Source organism: Sphingomonas sp., assembly GCF_042091075.1.
Lineage (GTDB): Bacteria > Pseudomonadota > Alphaproteobacteria > Sphingomonadales > Sphingomonadaceae > Sphingomonas.
Genome location: NZ_JBELIE010000052.1, coordinates 1 through 19986 on the forward strand (window position 1 = coordinate 1; position 19986 = coordinate 19986).

The following is a 19986-nucleotide window of genomic DNA, read 5'->3' on the forward strand; positions in this document are numbered from 1 at the left end:
TTTTTCGACGCCGATCACCCCGCTACCGGGGTCCCTTTTCCACGCCGATCCACAGACAAGGGCTATTGCATTCAGCGCGTCACCCAGACCGCGGAGAGCCTTCTCGGCGTTCGCAACAGCGCAACGGGAGCAACGGCGATCCGCTGTATCGTCGGCGCACCGCGCCGTTACGGCCTGCAGGTGCGGATGTCGTTTCGCTAGCCAAGCGGCCATCAGTGTTCACCACCGAGCCGATCGGTTCGTTTGAGCTTCAAGACATCGACGGAGCAGACGCCATGATGAAATCGAGTTTGGAGATCGTGTCATGAGGATTCATCCGCATGTCCGGATTGCCGCATGCGCCTTCGCCGTCACGAATACGGCGACGCCAGCGGCCGCCGAGATGCCGACAATTCCATCCTGCGATCGTTTGACGGTGATCGCGCACGACAATCATGATTTCGGTTGCTGGAGCGCCGCGATGCGCGACGTTCTGGTACGGCTCGGGAAGGGATATTAAGCGATGAGCGGTCGTCTATCGGGCAAGCGGGCGGTTGTCGTCGGTGCGGGGCAATCGCCAGGTGATACGGAGGGAAACGGTCGCGCGATCTCGCGCATCTTCTCCGAACAGGGTGCGGCGCTGCTGCTGGTCGATCGCAAGGGTGAGTCCGCGCGCGAAACGGCATCGATCTGCGCAGGCGAAGCCCATGTGCTCGAGGCCGACGTGGTCGACCTCGACGCGGGGGACGCGATTGCCAGGGCTGCGAACGAGTTGCTCGGCGGCATCGACATCCTGGTCTATAACGTCGGGGTCGGCGATCGATATGACGGGCCTTCGGACAGGCTGACCGAAGAGGCCTGGGATCGGATTCTCGGCGTCAACCTTACGGGTGCGAGACGATGCTTCGGCGCGTGTTTGCCCGTCATGCGCCAAAGCGGAGCGGGGTCGATCGTCGCGATCTCGTCGCTGGCCGCGATCGCGCCGAGCACGATGTTCGCCTATTCGGTGTCAAAGGCTGGCCTGGATCGGCTTGTCCAGAGCACGGCATATCACGAGGCGGCAAACGGGGTCCGCTGCAACGCCATCCTTCCCGGTCTGATGCAGACTCCGATGGCGATCGAGGGGCAAAGTCTTCGACGTGGCATTCCCAGGGATGACCTGATCGCCGAGCGCGCAAAGGCGGTCCCGATGGGGCATATGGGCACCGCCGTGGACACCGCGATGGCAGCGCTCTTCCTCGCCTCGGACGAGGCGCGATTCATCACCGGCGTGCTGCTGCCGGTCGACGGGGGATCGTCGGTGAAGATTGCCTGAGGCGAATGCCGCTGCCACCGCGAGGGTCAGCTTCCTGTAACAGCGAAGGTCACGTCTAATGCCACTCAAGCCTCTTTCCGATAACGAGATCGACGACCAGCAGCGCGCGCTTATCGCGCCGTTCGTCCGCACCGGTCGCGATCACGCCGTGTTCCGCACCATGCTGCGGCACCCTGATGCGATGCAGGCGTTTCTTGGCTGGGGCCAATATATATTATCGGAGAACAACAGCTTATCTTCGCGGCAGCGAGAGCTGCTCATCCTTTGGGTCGGGGCGGCACGCAACTGCGAATATGAATTTCTCCGTCATGCGAAGATCGCGCGAAGGCTCGGGTTCAGCGAGGACGAACTGCGCAGGCTTGCGACCGGTGATGGCTCCGGGTGGCCCGCTTCCGAACAGCTGCTTCTGGCGGCCGCCGATCAATTGCTGACGATCGGACGAGTGACCGAACCGACCTTCGCTGAACTGATCACGGCGATCGGCGAGCATAGCGCGATCGACCTCGTCTGGACCGTAGGTCAATATGCGCAGGTGTGCATGTTCCTGTTGACCGCGGGCGTTACCCCCGATGAGGACATCGCTGACGATCCGCTGCGGCAGTTCTTCACGAGCGTCGGATAACGGTCGGGCCTGGTGAAAAATGCCCCGTTGGCGACCCAATGTTGGCAGGGGCGGATGACACCCCAGGGCTCTATGGTCCCGTCTCATTAGAACGGGTTTCGGGAATGACGGATCATTCTCAATACCCGTTCCTATCGAGCATGGCGGTGTGCTCTCACAGATTCTTCACGCCGCCATCCACCAACAATTCGGTGCCGACGACAAAGGCGGACTCGTCTGAGGCCAGGAACACTGCCGCCTTGGCGAGTTCGAGCGGGGTGCCCATGCGGCCAATCGGCACGAGCGCCTGTATGTCGTCACGAAGTGCGGCTTCCGCCTGCGCTTCCAGTCCGAGCTTGCCGAGGGCGGGTGTTTCCGTGGGGCCGGGGCTGAGGCCGTTCACCCTGATGCCGCGATCTTTCAGTTCACCCGATAGCGTGCGGGCGAGTGACAGCAATCCTGCTTTACTCGCCGCATAGGCGCTCGACTGCGGCAGACCGATATGCGCCGAGACCGAACCGCACAGAATGATCGACGCCGGGCGGGCGAACAGCGGTAGCAGGGCGCGGATCAGGAAGAACGGGCCTTTGAGGTTTGTCGCCATCAACGTGTCGAAAGTCGCCTCGTCCCAGTCGCCAAGCGGGCGGTGGGTCACGTCGCCGGCATTGACGTAAAGGATGTCGAGATGTGGCCATGTTGCCTTCAACTGGTCGGCCAGCGTCGCTTGTCCGCCGACCTCGCCGGCCTCGCTGCGGATCGCCAGCACGCCCTCTCCCAATTCGCGTCTTGCGTTCTCCAGCCCTGCTGCCGAGCGACCGGTGATCGCCACTGTCGCACCTTCGGCGAGGAATTGGCGGGCTGTTTCCAGCCCGATACCGCTGGTCCCGCCCGTGATGAGCGCGTGTTTACCGTCCAACCGTGCCATGCGGCGCCTCCATTTCGATCGGCGGTCAGTCTCGTCGCGCTGGTATGAATTGTATAGTAGGCACCTTTTTGATACTAACGTGTATGCCGTCAGCTCCCCCCGCCCCGCCTCCAGCCGGAATGGACCAAGGCTGCCCGATGGTGGCCTTCGTCAATCTGATCTCGGGAAAATGGGCAATCCCGATCCTATACCGCCTGATCATCGAAGATCGCGCCGTCCGCTTTGGTGAATTACAGCGCGCGGCTGCGCCGATCACCCAAAAGGAACTGACGCGCCACCTTCGCCTGTTCGAGGCTCAAGGCTTGGTGACGCGGGCCATCTATTCGGAAATGCCGCCACGCGTCGAATACGCGATTACGGCCCTCGGCCGGACGCTGAAACCAACTCTCGATTCGCTTGCTGAATGGATGCGGGAGGATGGTGCGAAGATAACTCGCACGGGACCGGCCAACATCGAACCGTCTATCCGCATCACAGGCTAGAGGAAGTCACTCGCCACACATCAGCACCGTTTGGTCCCCGTTCTTATCATGCTCCAGGTCCGAGCAGTTCGACCTTCGGTCCACGGCTATCCTGCGACCGTACGTGGCGAACAGGGATGCCGGCCGCGGATTCGTTGATCATCGCCGCCTGGCAGTACGCTGATGCCAGCGCCGAGCATCACGCGACGGGATAGGGCACCGGGGCGGCGGTGTTCTCGTCGATCGTGAGCGCCCGACCGATCGGCGGGAACGCGCGCTGCGGGCACGCCGGGCGCTCACACACCTTGCACCCGGCGCCGATCGGCGTGGCGAAGGAAGGATCGGCGAGATCGAGCCCGCGCGAATAGACGAGTTGCCCCGCATGGCGCAGATCACAGCCGAGCCCGATCGCGAACATCTTCTCCGGCTCACCGAACCCGGCAGACCCGCTCGCCACCGTTCTCGCGATCCATAGATACTTGCGCCCGTCGGGCATCTGCGCGACCTGGCGCAGCACGCGCCCGGGCTGGGCGAATGCCTCATAGACATTCCAGAGCGGGCAGGTGCCGCCGACACGCGAGAAGTGGAAGTCAGTGGCCGACTGCCGTTTGGAGATGTTGCCTGCCCGATCCACTCGGACGAAAAAGAAGGGCACGCCGCGCGCACCGGCACGCTGGAGTGTCGAGAGGCGGTGACAGACCGTCTCGAACCCGACCCCGAAGCGCCGGCCAAGGCGCTCGATATCGTATCGCTCGGCTTCGGCGGCAGCGAGGAAGTCGGCATAGGGCAGGACCAGCGCCCCCGCGAAATAGTTGGCGAGGCCGATCCGCCCCAGGCGGCGCGCCTCCGCATTGGCGAGGACCGGATCGTCGGCAAGGTCGTCGATCACTTCGTCCCACTCGAGAAAGGCGAGTTGCGTTGCCATCTGGAACACCCGCTGACCGGGTGTCAGCGAAGCGGACAGCGTGAGTACTTGGGCGCCGGGATCGAAGCGCCGTGGCGCGGTGGTGACGTCGGTCAGCACCGCGATCCCGTGGCGCGCTTTCAGCCATGCCGTCAGCCCATCGTGGATCGTCCGCGGGCTTAAACCCGCGTCGCGATAAAGGCGCTCGGCCGCTTCATCCAGCAACTGGACATGGTTGTGGCGCGCATAGAAGAAATCCCGGACCTGCTCGAAGGGCTGGCGGGCACGATCACCGATGCGCCATTCATCGCCCAGTTCGGCTGCCATCGCGTCGCCGCGCTCGATCGCATCGCGATACCGCCGATGCAGCGTGACCAGTGTGCGGCCGACGCCGGGCATGTTCGTCGCCACTTCGCGCAGTTCGGCAACGGACACCGCCTCCTCGACGTCGGCGATCGCGTCGCGGATATCAGTCATCAGACGCGCCTCCTCGCCCTCCGAGAATATCTGCACGTCGACGCCGAACGCCGCGTTCAGCTTCAGCAGGATCGGGACGGTCAGCGGACGCTGGTTCTGTTCGAGCTGGTTGAGATAGCTGGACGAGATGCCGAGCGCCTGGGCGAGCTCGACCTGCTTCAGCTTACGCTCCTCGCGCAAGCGTCGGAGCCGAACTCCCATGAATGTCTTGCGCGCTACCATGACTTCGCAACCTTCGCAGATTTACTAATTAAACTTCGCAGAACTTTACGCTTTCAGGCCTGTCAATCCGCCCCTATTTGCGGATTATGCGAATATGCTCGCTACTGCCCGACCGCAAGGTCCCGACCTTCTCGAACGTGTCCTCGGGGCAGCTATGGCAAGGGCGCGGGACATCCTGGGCGATAGCGTTTCGCTCCATCGCTGCCACGACGTCGAACTCCGTGCAGAGCTGGATGATGTCGTATTCGAGGCATCGTGCGTCAGCCGTAGCGACGAAGGTCTCGTCGTCGCCGTCTTCGCCAGCGGGCGCGACGCAACGGGATGCGATTGCATGGTCACCGCTGGCCGCTTCACCTTCTCGACCTTCACCCGTCCGAGCGCGTCGATTGCCACGCGGCTCGCCCAATGGAACCCGGGACCCCGATGAACACTGCTTACCAGAAGCCGCTCGACGGCACGGCTCTCACCTATTTCGATGCGCGTGCCGCGATCGAGGCGATCCGCGCCGGCGCCTATGACACGCTTCCCTATGTGTCGCGCGTGCTGGCCGAACAACTGGTTCGCCGCTGCGACCCCACGCTGTTGAACGACGCGCTGATCCAGATCGCCGACCGCCGGCGCGATCTCGATTTCCCTTGGTATCCGGCGCGCGTCGTCTGCCACGACATCCTCGGGCAGACTGCGTTGGTGGACCTTGCGGGCCTGCGCGACGCCATCGCCGATCAGGGCGGCGATCCCGCCAAGGTCAATCCCGTGGTCCCGACACAGCTCATCGTCGACCACAGCCTCGCGGTCGAGCATGGCGGCTTCGATCCTGACGCCTTCGCCAAGAACCGCGCGATCGAGGACCGGCGCAACGAGGACCGCTTCGACTTCATCGAATGGACCAGGCGCGCCTTCGACAACGTCGATGTGGTGCCGGCAGGCAACGGCATCATGCACCAGATCAATCTGGAGAAGATGTCGCCGGTGATCCAGGTGCGCGACGGCGTCGCCTTCCCGGATACCTGCGTGGGCACGGACAGTCACACACCGCATGTCGACGCGCTGGGCGTGATCGCGGTGGGTGTCGGCGGCCTAGAGGCGGAGACGGTCATGCTCGGCCGCCCGTCGATGATGCGGCTTCCCGATATCGTCGGCGTGAAGCTGTCAGGGCAACGACCGGAGGGAATCACCGCGACCGACATCGTCCTCGCGCTGACCGAATTCCTGCGCAAGGAGCGCGTCGTCGGGGCTTGGCTGGAGTTCTTCGGCCCCGGTGCCGACAGCCTGTCGATCGGCGACCGCGCGACCATCTCCAACATGTGCCCGGAATATGGGGCGACCGCGGCGATGTTCTACATCGACCGCCAGACGCTCGACTATCTGCTGCTCACCAATCGCGCGCCCGAACAGGTCGCGCTGGTCGAGACCTATGCCAGGGTGACCGGCCTGTGGGGCGATGCATTGGCGACTGCGCAGTATGAGCGCGTGCTGACATTCGACCTGGGCAGCGTCGAGCGCAACCTTGCCGGCCCCTCGAATCCGCATCGGCGGCTGCCGACTTCCGCGCTCCATGACCGCGGCGTGGCGAAGGATCTTGAAAGCGCCATCGCGCAGGAGCGTCAGGGGCTGATGCCGGACGGGGCGGTCATCATTGCTGCGATCACAAGCTGCACCAATACCTCGAACCCGCGCAATGTCGTCGCGGCGGGGCTGGTGGCGCGAAAAGCCAATGCGCTCGGCCTGACGCGCAAGCCGTGGGTCAAGACCAGCTTCGCGCCCGGCTCACGCGTGCCTGCGCTCTATCTGGAGGAAGCCGATCTGCTGCGCGAGCTGGAACAGCTCGGCTTCGGCATCGTCGGCTTCGCCTGCACGACCTGCAACGGCATGTCGGGCGCTCTCGATTCGGTCATCCAGCGTGAGATCGTCGAGCGCGATCTCTACACGACCGCCGTGCTGTCGGGGAACCGCAACTTCGACGGCCGCATCCACCCCTATGCCAAACAGGCGTTCCTCGCCTCACCGCCGCTGGTCGTCGCCTATGCCATCGCGGGCACGATCCGGCTCGACATCGAGAAGGACGTGCTGGGGATCGCACCCGATGGCCGCGAGGTCCGGCTCGCCGATTTGTGGCCGAGCGATGCCGAGATCGATGCGATCGCGCGCGATCACGTGAAGGCGGAGCAGTTCCGCGAGGTGTACGAGCCGATGTTCGCCCGCACGGGCGACGGTAACGCGCCGGTCAGCCCGCTCTACGACTGGCGTCCGCAATCGACCTACATCCGTCGTCCGCCCTATTGGGACACCGATGGTCTGGGTGCGCTTGCCGCCAACCCGCGCACGCTCACGGGGATGCGCCCGCTGGCGATCCTGCCCGACAACATCACCACCGATCATCTCTCGCCGTCAAACGCGATCCTGCCGACCAGCGCCGCTGGCGAATACCTGACCGCGATGGGGGTGCCGGAGGAGGACTATAATTCCTACGCGACGCATCGTGGCGATCACCTGACGGCGATGCGCGCGACCTTCGCCAATCCCCAGCTCGTCAACGAGATGGCGGTGGTCGACGGCGCGGTGACGAAGGGCAGCCTCGCCCGTCTCGAACCGGACGGCACCGTCGTTCGCATGTGGGAGGCGATCGAAACCTATCTCGGTCGCCGGCAACCGCTCATCATTGTCGCCGGTGCCGATTACGGCCAGGGATCGTCGCGCGACTGGGCGGCGAAGGGCGTCCGGCTTGCAGGTGTCGAGGCGATCGTCGCCGAGGGATTCGAACGCATCCATCGCACCAACCTCATCGGCATGGGCGTGCTGCCGCTGGAATTTCTGCCGGGGACGAACCGGCTCAATCTCAAGCTGATCGGCACCGAGACATTCGATGTGGAAGGCACGCCGGACGCGCGCGCCGAGCTGAAACTCATCATCCACCGCGCCAACGGGCTTAAAACTGAAGTGTCGGTGCTGTGCCGCCTGGATACCGCGGAAGAGGTGTCGATCTATGAGGCGGGCGGCGTCCTGCAACGCTTCGCTCAAGACTTCCTGTCGTCGAGTGCCGCCGCATGATGCCGCAGGTCCGCATTCCGGCCACCTATATGCGTGGCGGCACCAGCAAGGGCGTGTTTTTCCGGCTCGAAGACCTGCCCCAACGCGCCCGCATACCGGGCGAAGCGCGCGATCGGCTGTTCCGCCGTGTGATCGGCAGCCCCGATCCTTATGCCGCGCATATCGACGGCATGGGTGGTGCGACGTCCAGCACGTCCAAATGCGTGATCGTCTCACCGGCGACGCGCCCAGGTCATGATGTCGATTACCTCTATGGGCAGATCGCGATCGACAGCGGCGCACTGGATTGGTCGAGCAATTGCGGAAACCTTTCGACGGCGGTCGGGGCCTTTGCGATTGCGGCGGGTTATGTCGACGTTGCCCGGGCAATCGACGGCCTGTGCACCGTCCGCATCTGGCAGGCGAATATCGGCAAGAGCATCGTCGCCCATGTGCCAGTGGCCGATGGGCAGGTCATCGAGATGGGCGATTTCGAGCTCGACGGCGTCGCCTTCCCGGCCGCCGAGATTGTGCTGGAGTTCGTCGACCCCGCCGATGCGGCGGACGCATTGTTCCCGACCGGTCATCTGGTCGATACGCTGAAGGTTGACGACGCCGTCGTGCCGGGTGGCCTGATCCAGGCAACCCTCATCAATGCCGGCGTGCCGACCGTCTTCGTCGAGGCGGGAGATCTGGGTTACACGGGCGCCGAGCTTCGCGACGCCATTAACGGCGATGTGGACGCGCTCGCTCGCTTCGAGGCGCTGCGCACCGCTGGCGCGGAGGCAATGGGGATCGCGAGAACGACGCGCGCGCCGGCGATCGCTTTCGTCGCCTCGCCTATCGATCATCGCACGTCGAGCGGCCGGGAGGTGCTGGCCGCCGATGTCGACCTGCTCGTGCGCGCGCTATCGATGGGCAAGCTCCACCACGCGATGATGGGCACCGCCTCCGTCGCCATCGCCGCCGCAGCGGCGGTGCCGGGCACGCTGGTCAACAAGGCCGCCGGGGGCGGCGAGCGGACATCGATCCGCTTCGGCCACCCCTCCGGTTCGCTGCGTGTCGGTGCCGAGGCCCATCAGGCGAACGGCCAATGGATCATCACCAAGGCGGTCATGAGCCGCAGCGCGCGGGTGTTGATGGACGGTCATGTCCACGTCCCCGCCGACAGTTTCTGATAGGAAAGCCAAGCCGATGAACGACGTCCCTACCCTCAAGCCGAAGAAATCGGTCGCGCTCTCGGGCGTGACGGCCGGCAACACCGCGCTGTGCACCGTCGGACGGACCGGCAATGACCTGCATTATCGCGGCTATGACATCCTCGACTTCGCCGAGACGAGCGAGTTCGAAGAAATCGCCCATCTGCTGGTCCATGGCACGCTGCCAACCGCGGCGCAGCTCGCCTCCTACAAGAAGAAGCTGCGAAACTTGCGTGGGCTGCCGCGTTCGGTGAAGGAAGCCCTGGAAGCGATTCCGGCGGCCGCGCATCCGATGGACGTCATGCGTTCGGGCGTGTCGGCGCTCGGCTGCGTCCTGCCCGAATCCCACGATCACAACGTCGCCGACGCGCGCGATATCGCCGACCGGCTGATGGCCTCGCTCGGATCGATACTGCTCTACTGGTATCACTTCGCGCATCATGGTCGCCGCATCGAGGTGGAAACCGACGACGACAGCATCGGCGGCCACTTCCTCCATCTACTGCACGGCGAGGCACCGTCCGACAGCTTCGTCCGCGCGATGCATACCTCGCTTATCCTCTATGCCGAGCATGAGTTCAACGCCTCGACCTTCACCGCCCGCGTGATCGCCGGCACCGGCTCGGACATGTATTCGGCGGTCGCCGGCGCGATCGGCGCCCTGCGCGGTCCCAAGCATGGCGGCGCGAACGAGGTCGCCTATGAAATTCAGAAGCGGTACGCGACCCCCGATGAGGCGGAAGCCGACATCCGCCGCCGCATCGAGGCCAGGGAAGTCGTGATCGGCTTCGGCCACCCGGTCTATACTGTCGCCGATCCGCGCAACGTCGTCATCAAGCGGGTCGCGAAGACGCTTGCCGACGAGGCGGGTGCCCAGCGCCAGTTCGCCGTCGCCGCCCGCATCGAAGAGGTGATGTGGGACGCCAAGACGATGTTTCCGAACCTCGACTGGTTCTCGGCCGTTTCCTATAATCTGATGGGCGTACCGACCGCGATGTTCACGCCACTGTTCGTCATCGCACGCACCAGCGGTTGGGCAGCGCATGTCATCGAGCAGCGCCAGGACAACAAGATCATTCGCCCGTCCGCCAATTACACCGGCCCCGAAGACCTCGCCTGGGTGCCGCTCGCCGCCCGCGGCGACCATCTCGCTGCCTGAAGGAGTATTCCGCTTTGCCGTATCTCGTTGCCGCCGAACTTGCCGCTGAATCCGCCGGCAAGCGCTTCCGTGCCGCGCTGTCGCGCCCAGGCATCTACCGTCTGCCAGGCGCCCACAACGGCCAGTCCGCGATCCAGGCCCGCAACGCCGGATTTGATGGACTCTACCTGTCGGGGGCAGCGATGACCGCGTCGATGGGCCTCCCCGATCTCGGCATCATCACCGTCGATGAGGTGGCGTTCTTCATCCGCCAGATCGCGCGCTCGGCCGCGCTACCGCTGCTTGTCGATGGCGACACCGGCTATGGCGAGGCGCTCAACGTGATGCACATGGTGCGGACGTTCGAGGATGCCGGCGCCGGCGCCGTCCATCTCGAAGACCAGATCCTGCCAAAAAAATGCGGGCACCTGAACGGCAAGAGCCTGGTCCCGACCGTCGACATGGCGGCCAAGGTCGCAGCCGCCAGGAAGGCGGCGCGCGATCTGGTGATCGTCGCGCGCACCGATGCGGTCGGGGTCGATGGCTTCGACGCCGCGGTGGAGCGCGCCCGCGCCTATGTCGATGCCGGTGCGGACGCGATCTTCCCGGAAGGGCTGACCAGTCGCGCGATGTTCGAAGCGTTCGCAACCGCCATGCCGGGCGTACCGTTGCTCGCCAACATGACCGAGTTCGGCAAGACGCCATTCTTCACCGCTGAGGAATTCGAGGCGATGGGATACAAGATGGTGATCTGGCCGGTGTCCAGTCTGCGCGTCGCCAACAAGGCGCAGGCCGAGTTATACGCCGCGATCCAGCGCGATGGCGGCACGCACAACATGGTCGAGCGGATGCAGACGCGGGCCGAACTCTACGACGTGATCAGGCTTCACGACTATGAGGCGCTAGACGCCTCGATCGTGAAGACGATCGTCCCGGGAGCGATGCCGCAGGCGTGATCGCCGGCGGCAAGCGCGAGGATCAGATGCGGCACCTCTTTGTCAGACCCGAAGAGCCTGGCCAATGTCGGCTGCCGTTCAGGCCGCCAGTTCCTTGCGGATGATCTCCGCACCGGCCCCCAGCGCCTTCAGCTTGCCCCGTGCCACGTCACGCGACAGCGGCGCCATCCCGCAGTTGGTAGCCGGATAGAGCTTGTCCGCATCGACGAAGCGAAGCGCGTTGCGCAGCGTGTCGGCAACCTGCTCCGGAGTCTCCACGCGATCGGTAGCGACGTCGATCGCGCCGACCATCACCTTCTTGCCGCGGATCAGTTCAATCAGCTCCATCGGCACGCGCGAATTCTGGCATTCCAGCGAGATGATATCGATCTTCGACTTCTGCAGGTTGGGGAAGGTTTCCTCATATTGCCGCCATTCGGAGCCGAGCGTCTTCTTCCAGTCGGTATTGGCCTTGATGCCATAGCCATAGCAGATATGCACTGCCGTCTCGGCCTTGAGCCCCTCGACCGCGCGCTCCAGCGTGGCGACGCCCCAGTCGTTCGCCTCGTCGAAGAAGACGTTGAACGCAGGTTCGTCGAACTGGATGATGTCGACGCCGGCCGCTTCCAGTTCGCGTGCTTCTTCGTTGAGAATGCGTGCGAACTCCCAGGCCAGCTTTTCGCGGCTGCGGTAATGCGCGTCGTACAGGGTATCGATCATCGTCATCGGGCCAGGCAGCGTCCACTTGATCGGTTGATCGGTCTGGGCACGCAGGAAGCCGGCGTCATCGACGAAGACCGACTTCGGGCGGGAGACGGCCCCCACGACCGTCGGCACGCTGGCGTCATAGCGGTTGCGGATCCGCACCGTCTGGCGCTTCGCGAAATCGACACCATCGAGATGCTCGATGAAGGTCGTGACGAAATGCTGGCGGGTCTGTTCGCCGTCACCAAGGATATCGATGCCCGCCTGCCGCTGGTCGTCGACCGCCAGACGCAGCGCATCCTGCTTGCCCGCAACCAGTTCCTCACCCTCCAGCTTCCACGGCGACCACAAGGTCTCGGGCTGGGCAAGCCAGGATGGCTTCGGCAGACTACCAGCGGTCGTCGTCGGCAACAATGTCGTCATGATGCAAATACCTTTGTGGCGTGGGACGTCAGAGGCCGCGGGTCGCGGACCAGCGCTGGAGCGCGGCCCGATGCGGCTTGATGAAATGCTCTTCGGCGAATTTGCCCTGCTCCACGGCGAGGCGGCTGCGCTCCTCGCGATCGTAGACGATGCGGGTCAGCGAATAGTCCTGATACTTCAGGCTCGGCTGATAATGCTCAGCGGCGACCGAGTTCGCATTGTAGATTTCCGGGCGATAGATCTTCTGAAACGTCTCCATCGTCGCGATCGTGCTGGCGAGTTCGAGGTTGGTATAGTCACTGACCAGATCGCCGACATGATAAAACGCGAACGGCGCGACGCTGTGTGGCGGCATGAAATAGCGCACTTTCATGCCCATCTTCGCGAAATACTGATCGGTAGGAGAGAAATTTTCGTTGCGATACTCGGCGCCGAGGATCGGATGCACATTGGCGGTCCGGTGATAAACTTCCTTGCTCGATACGCTCAGGCAGATGACCGGGGGTTTCCGGAAATTGTCGCGGTATGCGCTCGATCCGAGGAAGTGTTTGAACAGGTTACCGTGCAGATCGCCGAAGCCCTCCGGCGCGCCGCCATGCCCAGCCTTCAGGTGGTCGGGCAATACGACGCTGAAGTCGTAATCGCGCACATAGGACGAGAAGTTGTTGCCGATCATGCCGTCGCTGCGCTCGCCGCTGATCCGGTCGGTGACGGTTGTGTGCAGGATCTCGATCAGCGGAAATGCCTCGTCGTCCGCGCCGTCGCCGAGCGTGAGCGCTGCCGAGACAATCTTCACGTCCAGCGTGTAGCGATCTCCCTTGGGATTGTCCCAGTGCATCAGCGCATTGAAGCGATGATCAATCATCACCAGCGTATTGCGCAAATTTTCCTGGCGGCTGTTACCGCGCGCGAGATTGGCAAAGTTGGTAGTGATGCGCGTGTTGTCGGCCGGACAATAATTCTCGTCGAACGGGATACTGCTGATCGAGAATGTGAACCCGCTATTCGTCATGACTCACCCAGGCTTTGCGGGCGGGAGGTCAGGCGAAAGCGCGCAAGGCACGGACGGGCGGGGGTGGTGGCAGGCCACGGACCGTCGCATCAAGCGCGATCCACCGGAGGAACCCCCGTCCGAGGAACGTTATGGCGTCGAAAGGCAGGTCTCCTGGCTCACGGGTCAACGCGGTGGCTCCGGCCTTCCCAGGCTCCTTGCGGGAACCCAGTGACACGAAATGGAGCCGCCGCTCGCCGCTTACAGTTGCGGGGGCAGCGCCGGATTCTGCCCCGAAAGACACCACCGGCTTCCCGTCTTAGCCCCACCGCCATGCCTGGGATGGGGAACCTCGACATGACCGTTCAACACCATCGGTCCGAAACTGTCAATAACGATATAAAGATATCTTTATATGATGTTTCGTGATCGCGACCATGGCCGCAGATGCGCGCTATCGAAGCATCAGCGCGTCACGAGCAGGCGGCATCGGAACGCACGGAGCAAGCCCGGTGTGTCCCCATCGGGCTTGCCATAGTAGAGCGTGCTGATCCCGATTTCCGGCCGCCCCTGGCTCACACGGTAGGCGTCAGCGTGGCGCAACGAGAAGACGCGGCCGCGATATTCCTGCTGACAGAAGCGCTCGCGCCTGGAAATGTCGATCATGCCTGCGGCACCGCCGCCCTTGCGCCAGCTGAACGCCCAATAGTCGATGCCGGGACGATGCGCTGCTGGTAACGTCGTGGTGGCGGTGACGCTTATACCCTCCCCTGTCATGATCGTGCGGGCATCTGGTCGGCAGTGACGGTTCCGGTAAAGCTCCTCATGCGAGCGAGCCTCTCCGCCTGGACGTGCTTCTCGGCATCCCCAAGTTCGCGGACGATCGCCTCCGCATCGGCATCGGGCACCCGCGCCTGCTTGAGCCGGTCGATCTGTTTCAGCGCATCGCCGCTGCACAGGACGAGCGCCCATTTGCCCTCGCGGCGCTCGAACAGCGCGCGGCCGCCCATCGGCCCTTGCGTCCAGTCCGCAACCGCATGATCGCCACTGACCACGACCGGACCCGCGTCGAGCCTGGCGTCCGGCCGATCGAACCGGGCGTGCATCTGAGCTTCGATCGCGGCGACATCCGGCGCGATGTCGACCGCCGGCTTGCCGCCGCACGCGGCGAGCGCGAACGCCAGTACGATGACAACCCGGCGCATCAGAACCGCACCCTGACACCGCCGAACAGCGATCGGCCTTCACCCGGATAGAAGACGTCGGTCGGCGCCGTGCGCGCATCGGTGACCGCACCGAACTCGGCGGCATATGTCTTGTTCGTCAGGTTGCGGGCGTCGAGGAACAGCCCGATGCCGTGCGGCAGGTCGACGCCTGCCGAGACGTTGAGCAGCGCATAACCGGGCGCCTTCAGCGTATTGGCGTAATCGACCCAGACATCCTTCATCCGCCAGTCGACGAAGGGTTCGATATAGGCGCCCGAAGGATGGTCGTAGCGCAGCGAGACGCGATATTGATGTTCGGGCACCACCGGCAGGCGATTGTTGCGGTAGATCGGATCGCCATCGAATGTGAAATCCGACCAGGCATAGGTCTGACGCAGGCGCAGCTGGCCCGCCGTCGAGCTGTGGATGATCCGCCAGTCGAGGCTGGCCTCGATCCCCTGATGCGTCGTGTCGCCAGCATTGAAGAAAGCGGCCGGGTAGCCCGTCGCCGCGTTGAAGCTCAGCAATTCCCCTTCGATCCACGATCGATAGAAGGTCACGTCCCAGGTGAAGGCACCCCTCCGGCCGCGCGTCCCCGCTTCGGCTGTCCACGCCTTCTGCGCGGTGACCGGTACGAACTGCGGATAGGGCGACTGGACCAGCGCGCCATAGTGCGGCGGCTCGACCGAGCGCGTGACGTTGGCGTAGATCTGGAACCCGCCGTCACCTTCGTAGAGCAGGCCGACGCGCGGCGCGAACCAGTCGAACGTCCTGTTCGCGTCGTTCGCTGCCGAACGACGGTCGGTATAGTCGCGGGTCGCGCGGCCATAGGAGCCGCCCGCGACGAGGGCGACCCGGTCGATCAGGAAGAAGCGCCCCTCGGCGAACAGGTCCAGCCCACTCGCCTCCTGACGGCTGTTGCCAAACTGGAAGCCGTTGGCGCCGCCCATATTGACGAACAGGCGCTGGTTGTTGCGGCCGGTGCGATAATAGGCACCGAAGAACAGGTCGGCCTTGTGCCCGCCGATCTCACCGGTCAGGTCGAACCGGCCGAACGCGCCTTGCGTGGCGATGTTCTGCTCGATCACAATCGGGATCGGGTGTCGCAGATCGGTCCAGGTCGAATAGACCGCGCCCTCGAAGGTCAGGCTGTCCGACAGGCGCAGATGGGTCTGCAGCGTCAGGCGCTCGACGTCCTGATCGCGTGACCATCTGTTGGCGACGACACCGGCCCCTGCCATGCGCGGGCGGCTGAGCGCATCGGCCAGCGTCAGCGTGCCCGGGACTTGCTGGTCGATGTCGGCGGCATAGCCGATCAGACGAATTTCGTTCTCGCTACCCCAGCTATAGCCAAGGTTGAGCGTGCCTCGCACCGACTTCTGCTTGCTGTTGTCGCGATAGCCGTCGGACGTGATCGCGTTGACCGAGCCATAGGCATCGAACGCGCCGAACGTGCCCGACGCCGCCGCCTGTCCACGCCAGGTGTCGAACGACCCGGCTTCGGCGCGCAGCAGGAACGGCGACTCCGCCGTCTTGCCGTTGGGGGTGATGAGGTTGACCGCGCCGCCGAGCTGCGCGCCGCCGAAGCGCAATGCGTTTCCGCCCTTGTAGACCTCGATGTACCGCGCGCCGAGCGGATCGACCTTCTGGAAATCGGAAAAGCCGTCGGCATCGGCGAACGGCACGCCGTCCTGCGCGATCAGCACGCCGCGCTGGTGGTAGCTCTGGTCGATGCCCGAGCCGCGGATCGACAGCCGCGATTCTTCGCCATAGCGCTTGTTGGAGAGGACGCCCGGCACGTCGCGCAGCAGGTCCGGCATGCCGATGGCGAACCGATCCTCATAGGTTTCCGCCGCAACGACCGAAACCGAGCCCGGCGTGCGCGCGAGCCGCTCACGCGCATCGGCGACCACTTCGGGATCGTCGGCATTACGCTCGGCGGTGACGATGATCTCCGGCTCCGCCCCCTTGGCGACGGATTGGGCGAGCGCCGGATGCGCGATGGCCGTGCTGACCAGCAGCACGGCGATACGAAACTTCATGATAGTCCCCCTTGGAAAACTGTTCTTGCTTGATTTCAGTGCCGGGCGGCGCCGAGCACGGCAGCGATGCGCGGCTGAAGTGCCCGTCGTTCCGCCGCCGAGACGCAAAGCCCGATCGGATGGCGTTCCCGCCGGAAGACGAGCCACAGGTCGCAGTCGAGTTCCGTACGCCCCGACGCTTCCAGTCGCGTCCAGAACGCCGGCAACCTGATGTGCGAGCGGCGACCGCGACCATCGACGCGCACCAGCTCGACATGGCCATCGATGACCCGGAGGCGTTCTTCCGGGATCGGACCTCGGCTGAAGATGTGCAACGCGACCGCCAACGCGCCGATGTCGAGCGCAGAGAAGAGGAGCACCGGCCAGGCGCCCAGCAGGACAAAGCGCAGCGAGACGATTGTCGCCGCCAACGCGGCGGCGATGAGCAGATATTTGCCGTGAATGGGCAGCGCCGATCGCGGCGCGCTCATGCGGATTTCCAGCCCCTCGCCGAATGGCTGCTCCCAGGGTCCCGGGCTGCCGCGATCACCGCGTGCCGCCGTCACCGGCCAACCCCGGCAATGGCGGCGAAACCCTCATTCGCACTCAGATCCGGGCTGATGAGCGCATCGCCCATCCGGAAAAGCGAACACAGTCCGATCAGAATCCAAGCGGATCGTCGAACCTGCCGAAGCCAGGCGATGAAGGGCGATATACGGGATGGCACGGCGTGAACGCGAATGGTGCTCCGACCGCGCGTTGCCGGCAGGACAAGAGATGACATGGCAATGGGCCTCGGGTGGCCGGCCGGGCGCCCAGAAGCGCGGGGCGGGCCAGATCTGACGCGGGTGCGTGAGCGCACAGTCCGTCGGCGCACTACAGCGCGCCTGCGGACTGCCCTCGCTCAAGCGGCGATTGCGATCAGAGGGCCGGAGGTCCTCGCAATGGAGGACGAAGATGGGAGCCTGCTTTGGTTGCCGGCAGCGTCAGTGGACGCGTGCCCAACGCCAGAACGAACAGGATCGCGACTGCGAGCAGGATGGGATCAGCCGCCGCCAGCGACGGTGCAGACAGACCGGCGAACGCGCACGGCTGCTCTGTCTTCCCGTGATGACCGTTCTTATCGGATTTGTGATCAAGTCCCGGGATCGTCATCACCATGGTCGCCGGCTCCATGCCCGAGCAGACGCTGATCACGATCTGGCCATTGGACACCGTCGGCATGAAGCCGACCGGGATGGCGATCTTCAGCATCAGCGCCAGCGCGATAGTCACGCCAGTGAGAAGCCGATGAGCCAGGACAAGGCGACGCAGAAAGTTCACGGCCCGTCCTCATAATTTCAACTGTCGCCCTTGTCATTCGGCAACGAGCCCTGGGACAATTTGTCCATGGCGATTGCGCCACGCGAGCAGAAGGCCGGCTTCCCGACAAGGAGAGCAGGTGTTTGATCTCACGGTATGATGGTGCGATCCTTTCGTGGGGATGGAAGGAAGCCATAAGGGTCAGGTTAGCAACCCACGCGCCGCATGAGCGGCGCCCGGTCCGGCCGATGCGACACATGGCGCGCCGACGATCGATACCCGTAGAGCGGTAGGGGCCGCGCCGGTGGTCGATCGTTGCAGGTTCTCCTGCTGCAGGCGCCGGATGCCAACGACGGGGCCGAGCGCCGGCGGTACGTCAATCCCGTTAGTCGGTGAAATTCGGCATCGCGGGTGCGTCGCCCCCGCGCACCACGAACGCCACCAGGTCCACCGAGGCGGTATTGCGAAAAGCGTGGGGCAGACCGACCGGCACGCTCAAGGTATCCCCGGCTCCCATCATGATCGCGCCGCCTTGCCAGCTGATTTCCAGCGTCCCTTGATGAACGAAGATCACCTCCACCTCGGATCGGGCATGGAGCGGAATATAGGCGCCGCTCGCCATCGTCAGCCGCCGCAGGTTGAAGCCGTGCGGCCACCAGCCTGCGATCGGGCCGGCCGGGAAGCCGTCGTTCGTTTCGGTAGGTGTGATGATCGGCGCTTCTTCCACCCCATCGCGCGCCAACGGCGACGTCGGGAGGGCGACCATCGCCTCCGCCGCGACCACGCACTCGCGCAGCTTTTCCATCGGTGGGGTCTTGAGCGATGCGGCGATATCGTCGCCGGTCGCGTCGGCCAGTTCGACATCCTGTAGCACATAGTCGCCTTGCGACGTGTCGATCAGGCGGCCGCCCTTGGCCAGTTTCAGCCCATGATCCGCCGCCGCTTCGAATACCGCCGGAGCCCAGGTCACCTTGCCGGGATCGTCCTTTCCCAGCACCGTGAAGAGGAAGCCGACGCCCTCGTCCAGCTTCTCGAAGCCGCGGAACATATGGATCGGCACGGATGCGACGTCGCCGGGGCCGATGTCGATCGCACCGTCTTCCTTGTTCGGGCCGAACGGAAGCCGCCAGTGCCCGGAATGAACGACGAATACTTCCGCCGTATCATGGCTGTGCTGCGAATTGACGCAACCGAACGGCTGCCGCGCCGCCCCGATGTTGAAGCCATGCCGCTCGGTGATGTGGACATACTGGTCGGCGCTCTCCGAAACTCCCGCACCGATGATCGTGAAATTCTCCTTCTCGGTCGACCCCGGCGTGCGGGTGTCGATGAACGCGGTGCGACATGGCACCAGATCGGCATAGCGCACCAGGCGCGCCTTCATGGCTTCCTCTGTCCAGTTCACATCCATCTCCCAGTCCCGGCAAATCGCCTTGCATCCGAATGCAGAACAGCTAGACCAACAGCGTTCGAGGCGCAAGGAGGCTTAGGCCAGGTCGTGACATCGCCGGATCGTAACCCCATCGTTCCACACGATATGCTTGCGGCCGTGCCGCTGGTGCTGCTGCCCGGGACGTTGTGCGACGAGCGGCTGTTCGCGCCGCTTCTCGACCGACTCGCGGCGCGCGACGCGACGGTGCTGCCGATCCCGGGCGGCGATCCTGAAACGGTCGCCAGACAATTGCTTGATCGCGCCCCGGCGCGGTTCGCGTTGCTCGGCTTCTCGCTTGGCGGGCTCGTCGCGCTGGAGATGGCGTTGCTCGCGCCGGAGCGTGTGCTCGGGCTGGCGATGATCGACAGCAACGCGCGGGCGCGAGCGGCAGGGGCACCCGCTCACCCTGGCCCGCCGGCCGCCGCGATCGACGCCATCTGGCCCCGTGCAGTCGGCAGGGAACGGCATAGTGACGACGATCTCCGGGCGCTATTGGAGGCGATGGCGAACGCCACCGGCCCCGACGTCCATGCCGCGCAGGAACGGCTGGCGTGCGCCCGCACCGACAAGCGCGACCGGCTACCCGCGTTGACCATGCCCGCGCTGGTGCTCGCCGGCTCGCAGGACGCGCTCTGCCCGCCGCCACGTCAGCAAGAGCAGGCGGATGGCCTGCCCGACGCCATACTGACACTGATCGACGGCGTCGGCCATTTAGCCCCCCGGG

At 64.5% G+C, this 19986-nt stretch carries 21 protein-coding genes and 1 riboswitch; of the genes, 10 read left to right on the top strand and 11 right to left on the bottom strand.

Annotated elements, in window-relative coordinates; all coding sequences use genetic code 11:
* Positions 1 to 201: hypothetical protein (locus ACFDSW_RS07240; RefSeq protein ID WP_375249609.1), on the top strand; the 201-nt coding region annotated here is incomplete at its 5' end.
* A 49-nt stretch (positions 202 to 250) separates the two neighbouring features.
* On the opposite strand, the gene ACFDSW_RS07245 is transcribed toward ACFDSW_RS07240, so the two are convergent.
* Complete coding sequence (locus ACFDSW_RS07245) at positions 251 to 436, bottom strand: hypothetical protein (protein WP_375249610.1); 186 nt, start codon at positions 434 to 436, stop codon at positions 251 to 253.
* A gap of 66 nt (positions 437 to 502) precedes the next feature.
* Here ACFDSW_RS07245 and ACFDSW_RS07250 point away from each other — a divergent pair, with 66 nt between their 5' ends.
* Positions 503 to 1294: an SDR family NAD(P)-dependent oxidoreductase gene (locus tag ACFDSW_RS07250; RefSeq protein WP_375249611.1), complete on the top strand. Its 792-nt coding sequence runs from the start codon at positions 503 to 505 to the stop codon at positions 1292 to 1294.
* Positions 1295 to 1352: 58 nt separating this feature from the next.
* Positions 1353 to 1916 (top strand): carboxymuconolactone decarboxylase family protein, encoded by a 564-nt coding sequence (locus ACFDSW_RS07255; protein WP_375249612.1) that lies wholly within the window; start codon positions 1353 to 1355, stop codon positions 1914 to 1916.
* Positions 1917 to 2070: 154 nt separating this feature from the next.
* Here ACFDSW_RS07255 and ACFDSW_RS07260 read toward each other — a convergent pair whose 3' ends face one another.
* The gene (locus ACFDSW_RS07260; RefSeq protein ID WP_375249613.1) at positions 2071 to 2820 is read right to left on the bottom strand and encodes an SDR family oxidoreductase; all 750 of its coding nucleotides are present in this window, start codon (positions 2818 to 2820) and stop codon (positions 2071 to 2073) included.
* Between the two features lie 137 nt (positions 2821 to 2957).
* On the opposite strand from ACFDSW_RS07260, the gene ACFDSW_RS07265 reads away from it, so the two are divergent.
* Positions 2958 to 3302, top strand: coding sequence for a winged helix-turn-helix transcriptional regulator (locus ACFDSW_RS07265; RefSeq protein WP_375249614.1), 345 nt, complete (start codon positions 2958 to 2960; stop codon positions 3300 to 3302).
* 178 nt (positions 3303 to 3480) lie between these two features.
* On the opposite strand, the gene ACFDSW_RS07270 is transcribed toward ACFDSW_RS07265, so the two are convergent.
* Entirely contained in the window at positions 3481 to 4863 is a 1383-nt protein-coding gene (locus ACFDSW_RS07270) for a short-chain fatty acyl-CoA regulator family protein (protein ID WP_375249615.1), read from the bottom strand.
* Between the two features lie 175 nt (positions 4864 to 5038).
* Here ACFDSW_RS07270 and ACFDSW_RS07275 point away from each other — a divergent pair, with 175 nt between their 5' ends.
* From ACFDSW_RS07275 to prpB, 5 genes are read left to right on the top strand one after another with little or no spacing between them, the layout of a single operon-like run.
* Entirely contained in the window at positions 5039 to 5311 is a 273-nt protein-coding gene (locus ACFDSW_RS07275) for a hypothetical protein (protein ID WP_375249616.1), read from the top strand.
* The gene (gene acnD, locus ACFDSW_RS07280; RefSeq protein ID WP_375249617.1) at positions 5308 to 7932 is read left to right on the top strand and encodes a Fe/S-dependent 2-methylisocitrate dehydratase AcnD; all 2625 of its coding nucleotides are present in this window, start codon (positions 5308 to 5310) and stop codon (positions 7930 to 7932) included. The genes ACFDSW_RS07275 and acnD overlap by 4 nt, the downstream gene beginning before the upstream one ends.
* A complete protein-coding gene (gene prpF, locus ACFDSW_RS07285; protein WP_375249618.1) occupies positions 7929 to 9089 on the top strand; it encodes a 2-methylaconitate cis-trans isomerase PrpF in 1161 nt (386 codons plus the stop codon). The genes acnD and prpF overlap by 4 nt, the downstream gene beginning before the upstream one ends.
* Before the next feature lie 16 nt (positions 9090 to 9105).
* Positions 9106 to 10269: a 2-methylcitrate synthase gene (prpC, locus tag ACFDSW_RS07290; RefSeq protein WP_375249619.1), complete on the top strand. Its 1164-nt coding sequence runs from the start codon at positions 9106 to 9108 to the stop codon at positions 10267 to 10269.
* 14 nt (positions 10270 to 10283) lie between these two features.
* Positions 10284 to 11204, top strand: a complete 921-nt coding sequence (gene prpB / locus ACFDSW_RS07295; protein WP_375249620.1) for a methylisocitrate lyase — start codon at positions 10284 to 10286, stop codon at positions 11202 to 11204.
* 78 nt (positions 11205 to 11282) lie between these two features.
* Here the strand turns inward: prpB and ACFDSW_RS07300 are convergent, their stop codons facing one another.
* From ACFDSW_RS07300 to ACFDSW_RS07335, 8 genes are all read right to left on the bottom strand, one after another.
* Entirely contained in the window at positions 11283 to 12311 is a 1029-nt protein-coding gene (locus ACFDSW_RS07300) for a methionine synthase (protein ID WP_375249621.1), read from the bottom strand.
* 28 nt (positions 12312 to 12339) lie between these two features.
* Complete coding sequence (locus tag ACFDSW_RS07305) at positions 12340 to 13323, bottom strand: DUF1852 domain-containing protein (protein WP_375249622.1); 984 nt, start codon at positions 13321 to 13323, stop codon at positions 12340 to 12342.
* 125 nt (positions 13324 to 13448) lie between these two features.
* A riboswitch (cobalamin riboswitch) is annotated at positions 13449 to 13672 on the bottom strand.
* Positions 13673 to 13767: 95 nt separating this feature from the next.
* Positions 13768 to 14079 carry a hypothetical protein gene (locus ACFDSW_RS07310; RefSeq protein WP_375249623.1) on the bottom strand — a complete coding sequence of 104 codons (312 nt, stop codon included), beginning with the start codon at positions 14077 to 14079 and terminating at the stop codon, positions 13768 to 13770.
* Complete coding sequence (locus tag ACFDSW_RS07315) at positions 14076 to 14507, bottom strand: copper uptake system-associated protein (protein WP_375249624.1); 432 nt, start codon at positions 14505 to 14507, stop codon at positions 14076 to 14078. Before ACFDSW_RS07315 ends, ACFDSW_RS07310 begins: the two co-directional genes overlap by 4 nt.
* Positions 14507 to 16549: a TonB-dependent receptor family protein gene (locus ACFDSW_RS07320; RefSeq protein ID WP_375249625.1), complete on the bottom strand. Its 2043-nt coding sequence runs from the start codon at positions 16547 to 16549 to the stop codon at positions 14507 to 14509. Before ACFDSW_RS07320 ends, ACFDSW_RS07315 begins: the two co-directional genes overlap by 1 nt.
* 35 nt (positions 16550 to 16584) lie before the next feature.
* Positions 16585 to 17094 (bottom strand): DUF2244 domain-containing protein, encoded by a 510-nt coding sequence (locus tag ACFDSW_RS07325; RefSeq protein WP_375249626.1) that lies wholly within the window; start codon positions 17092 to 17094, stop codon positions 16585 to 16587.
* Between the two features lie 355 nt (positions 17095 to 17449).
* Positions 17450 to 17851 (bottom strand): hypothetical protein, encoded by a 402-nt coding sequence (locus ACFDSW_RS07330; RefSeq protein WP_375249627.1) that lies wholly within the window; start codon positions 17849 to 17851, stop codon positions 17450 to 17452.
* A 364-nt stretch (positions 17852 to 18215) separates the two neighbouring features.
* On the bottom strand, positions 18216 to 19214 hold the full coding sequence (locus ACFDSW_RS07335; RefSeq protein ID WP_375249628.1) for a cupin domain-containing protein: 999 nt from the start codon (positions 19212 to 19214) through the stop codon (positions 18216 to 18218).
* Positions 19215 to 19367: 153 nt separating this feature from the next.
* Here ACFDSW_RS07335 and ACFDSW_RS07340 point away from each other — a divergent pair.
* On the top strand, positions 19368 to 19986 hold a 619-nt coding region (locus ACFDSW_RS07340), incomplete at its 3' end, for an alpha/beta fold hydrolase (protein ID WP_375249629.1).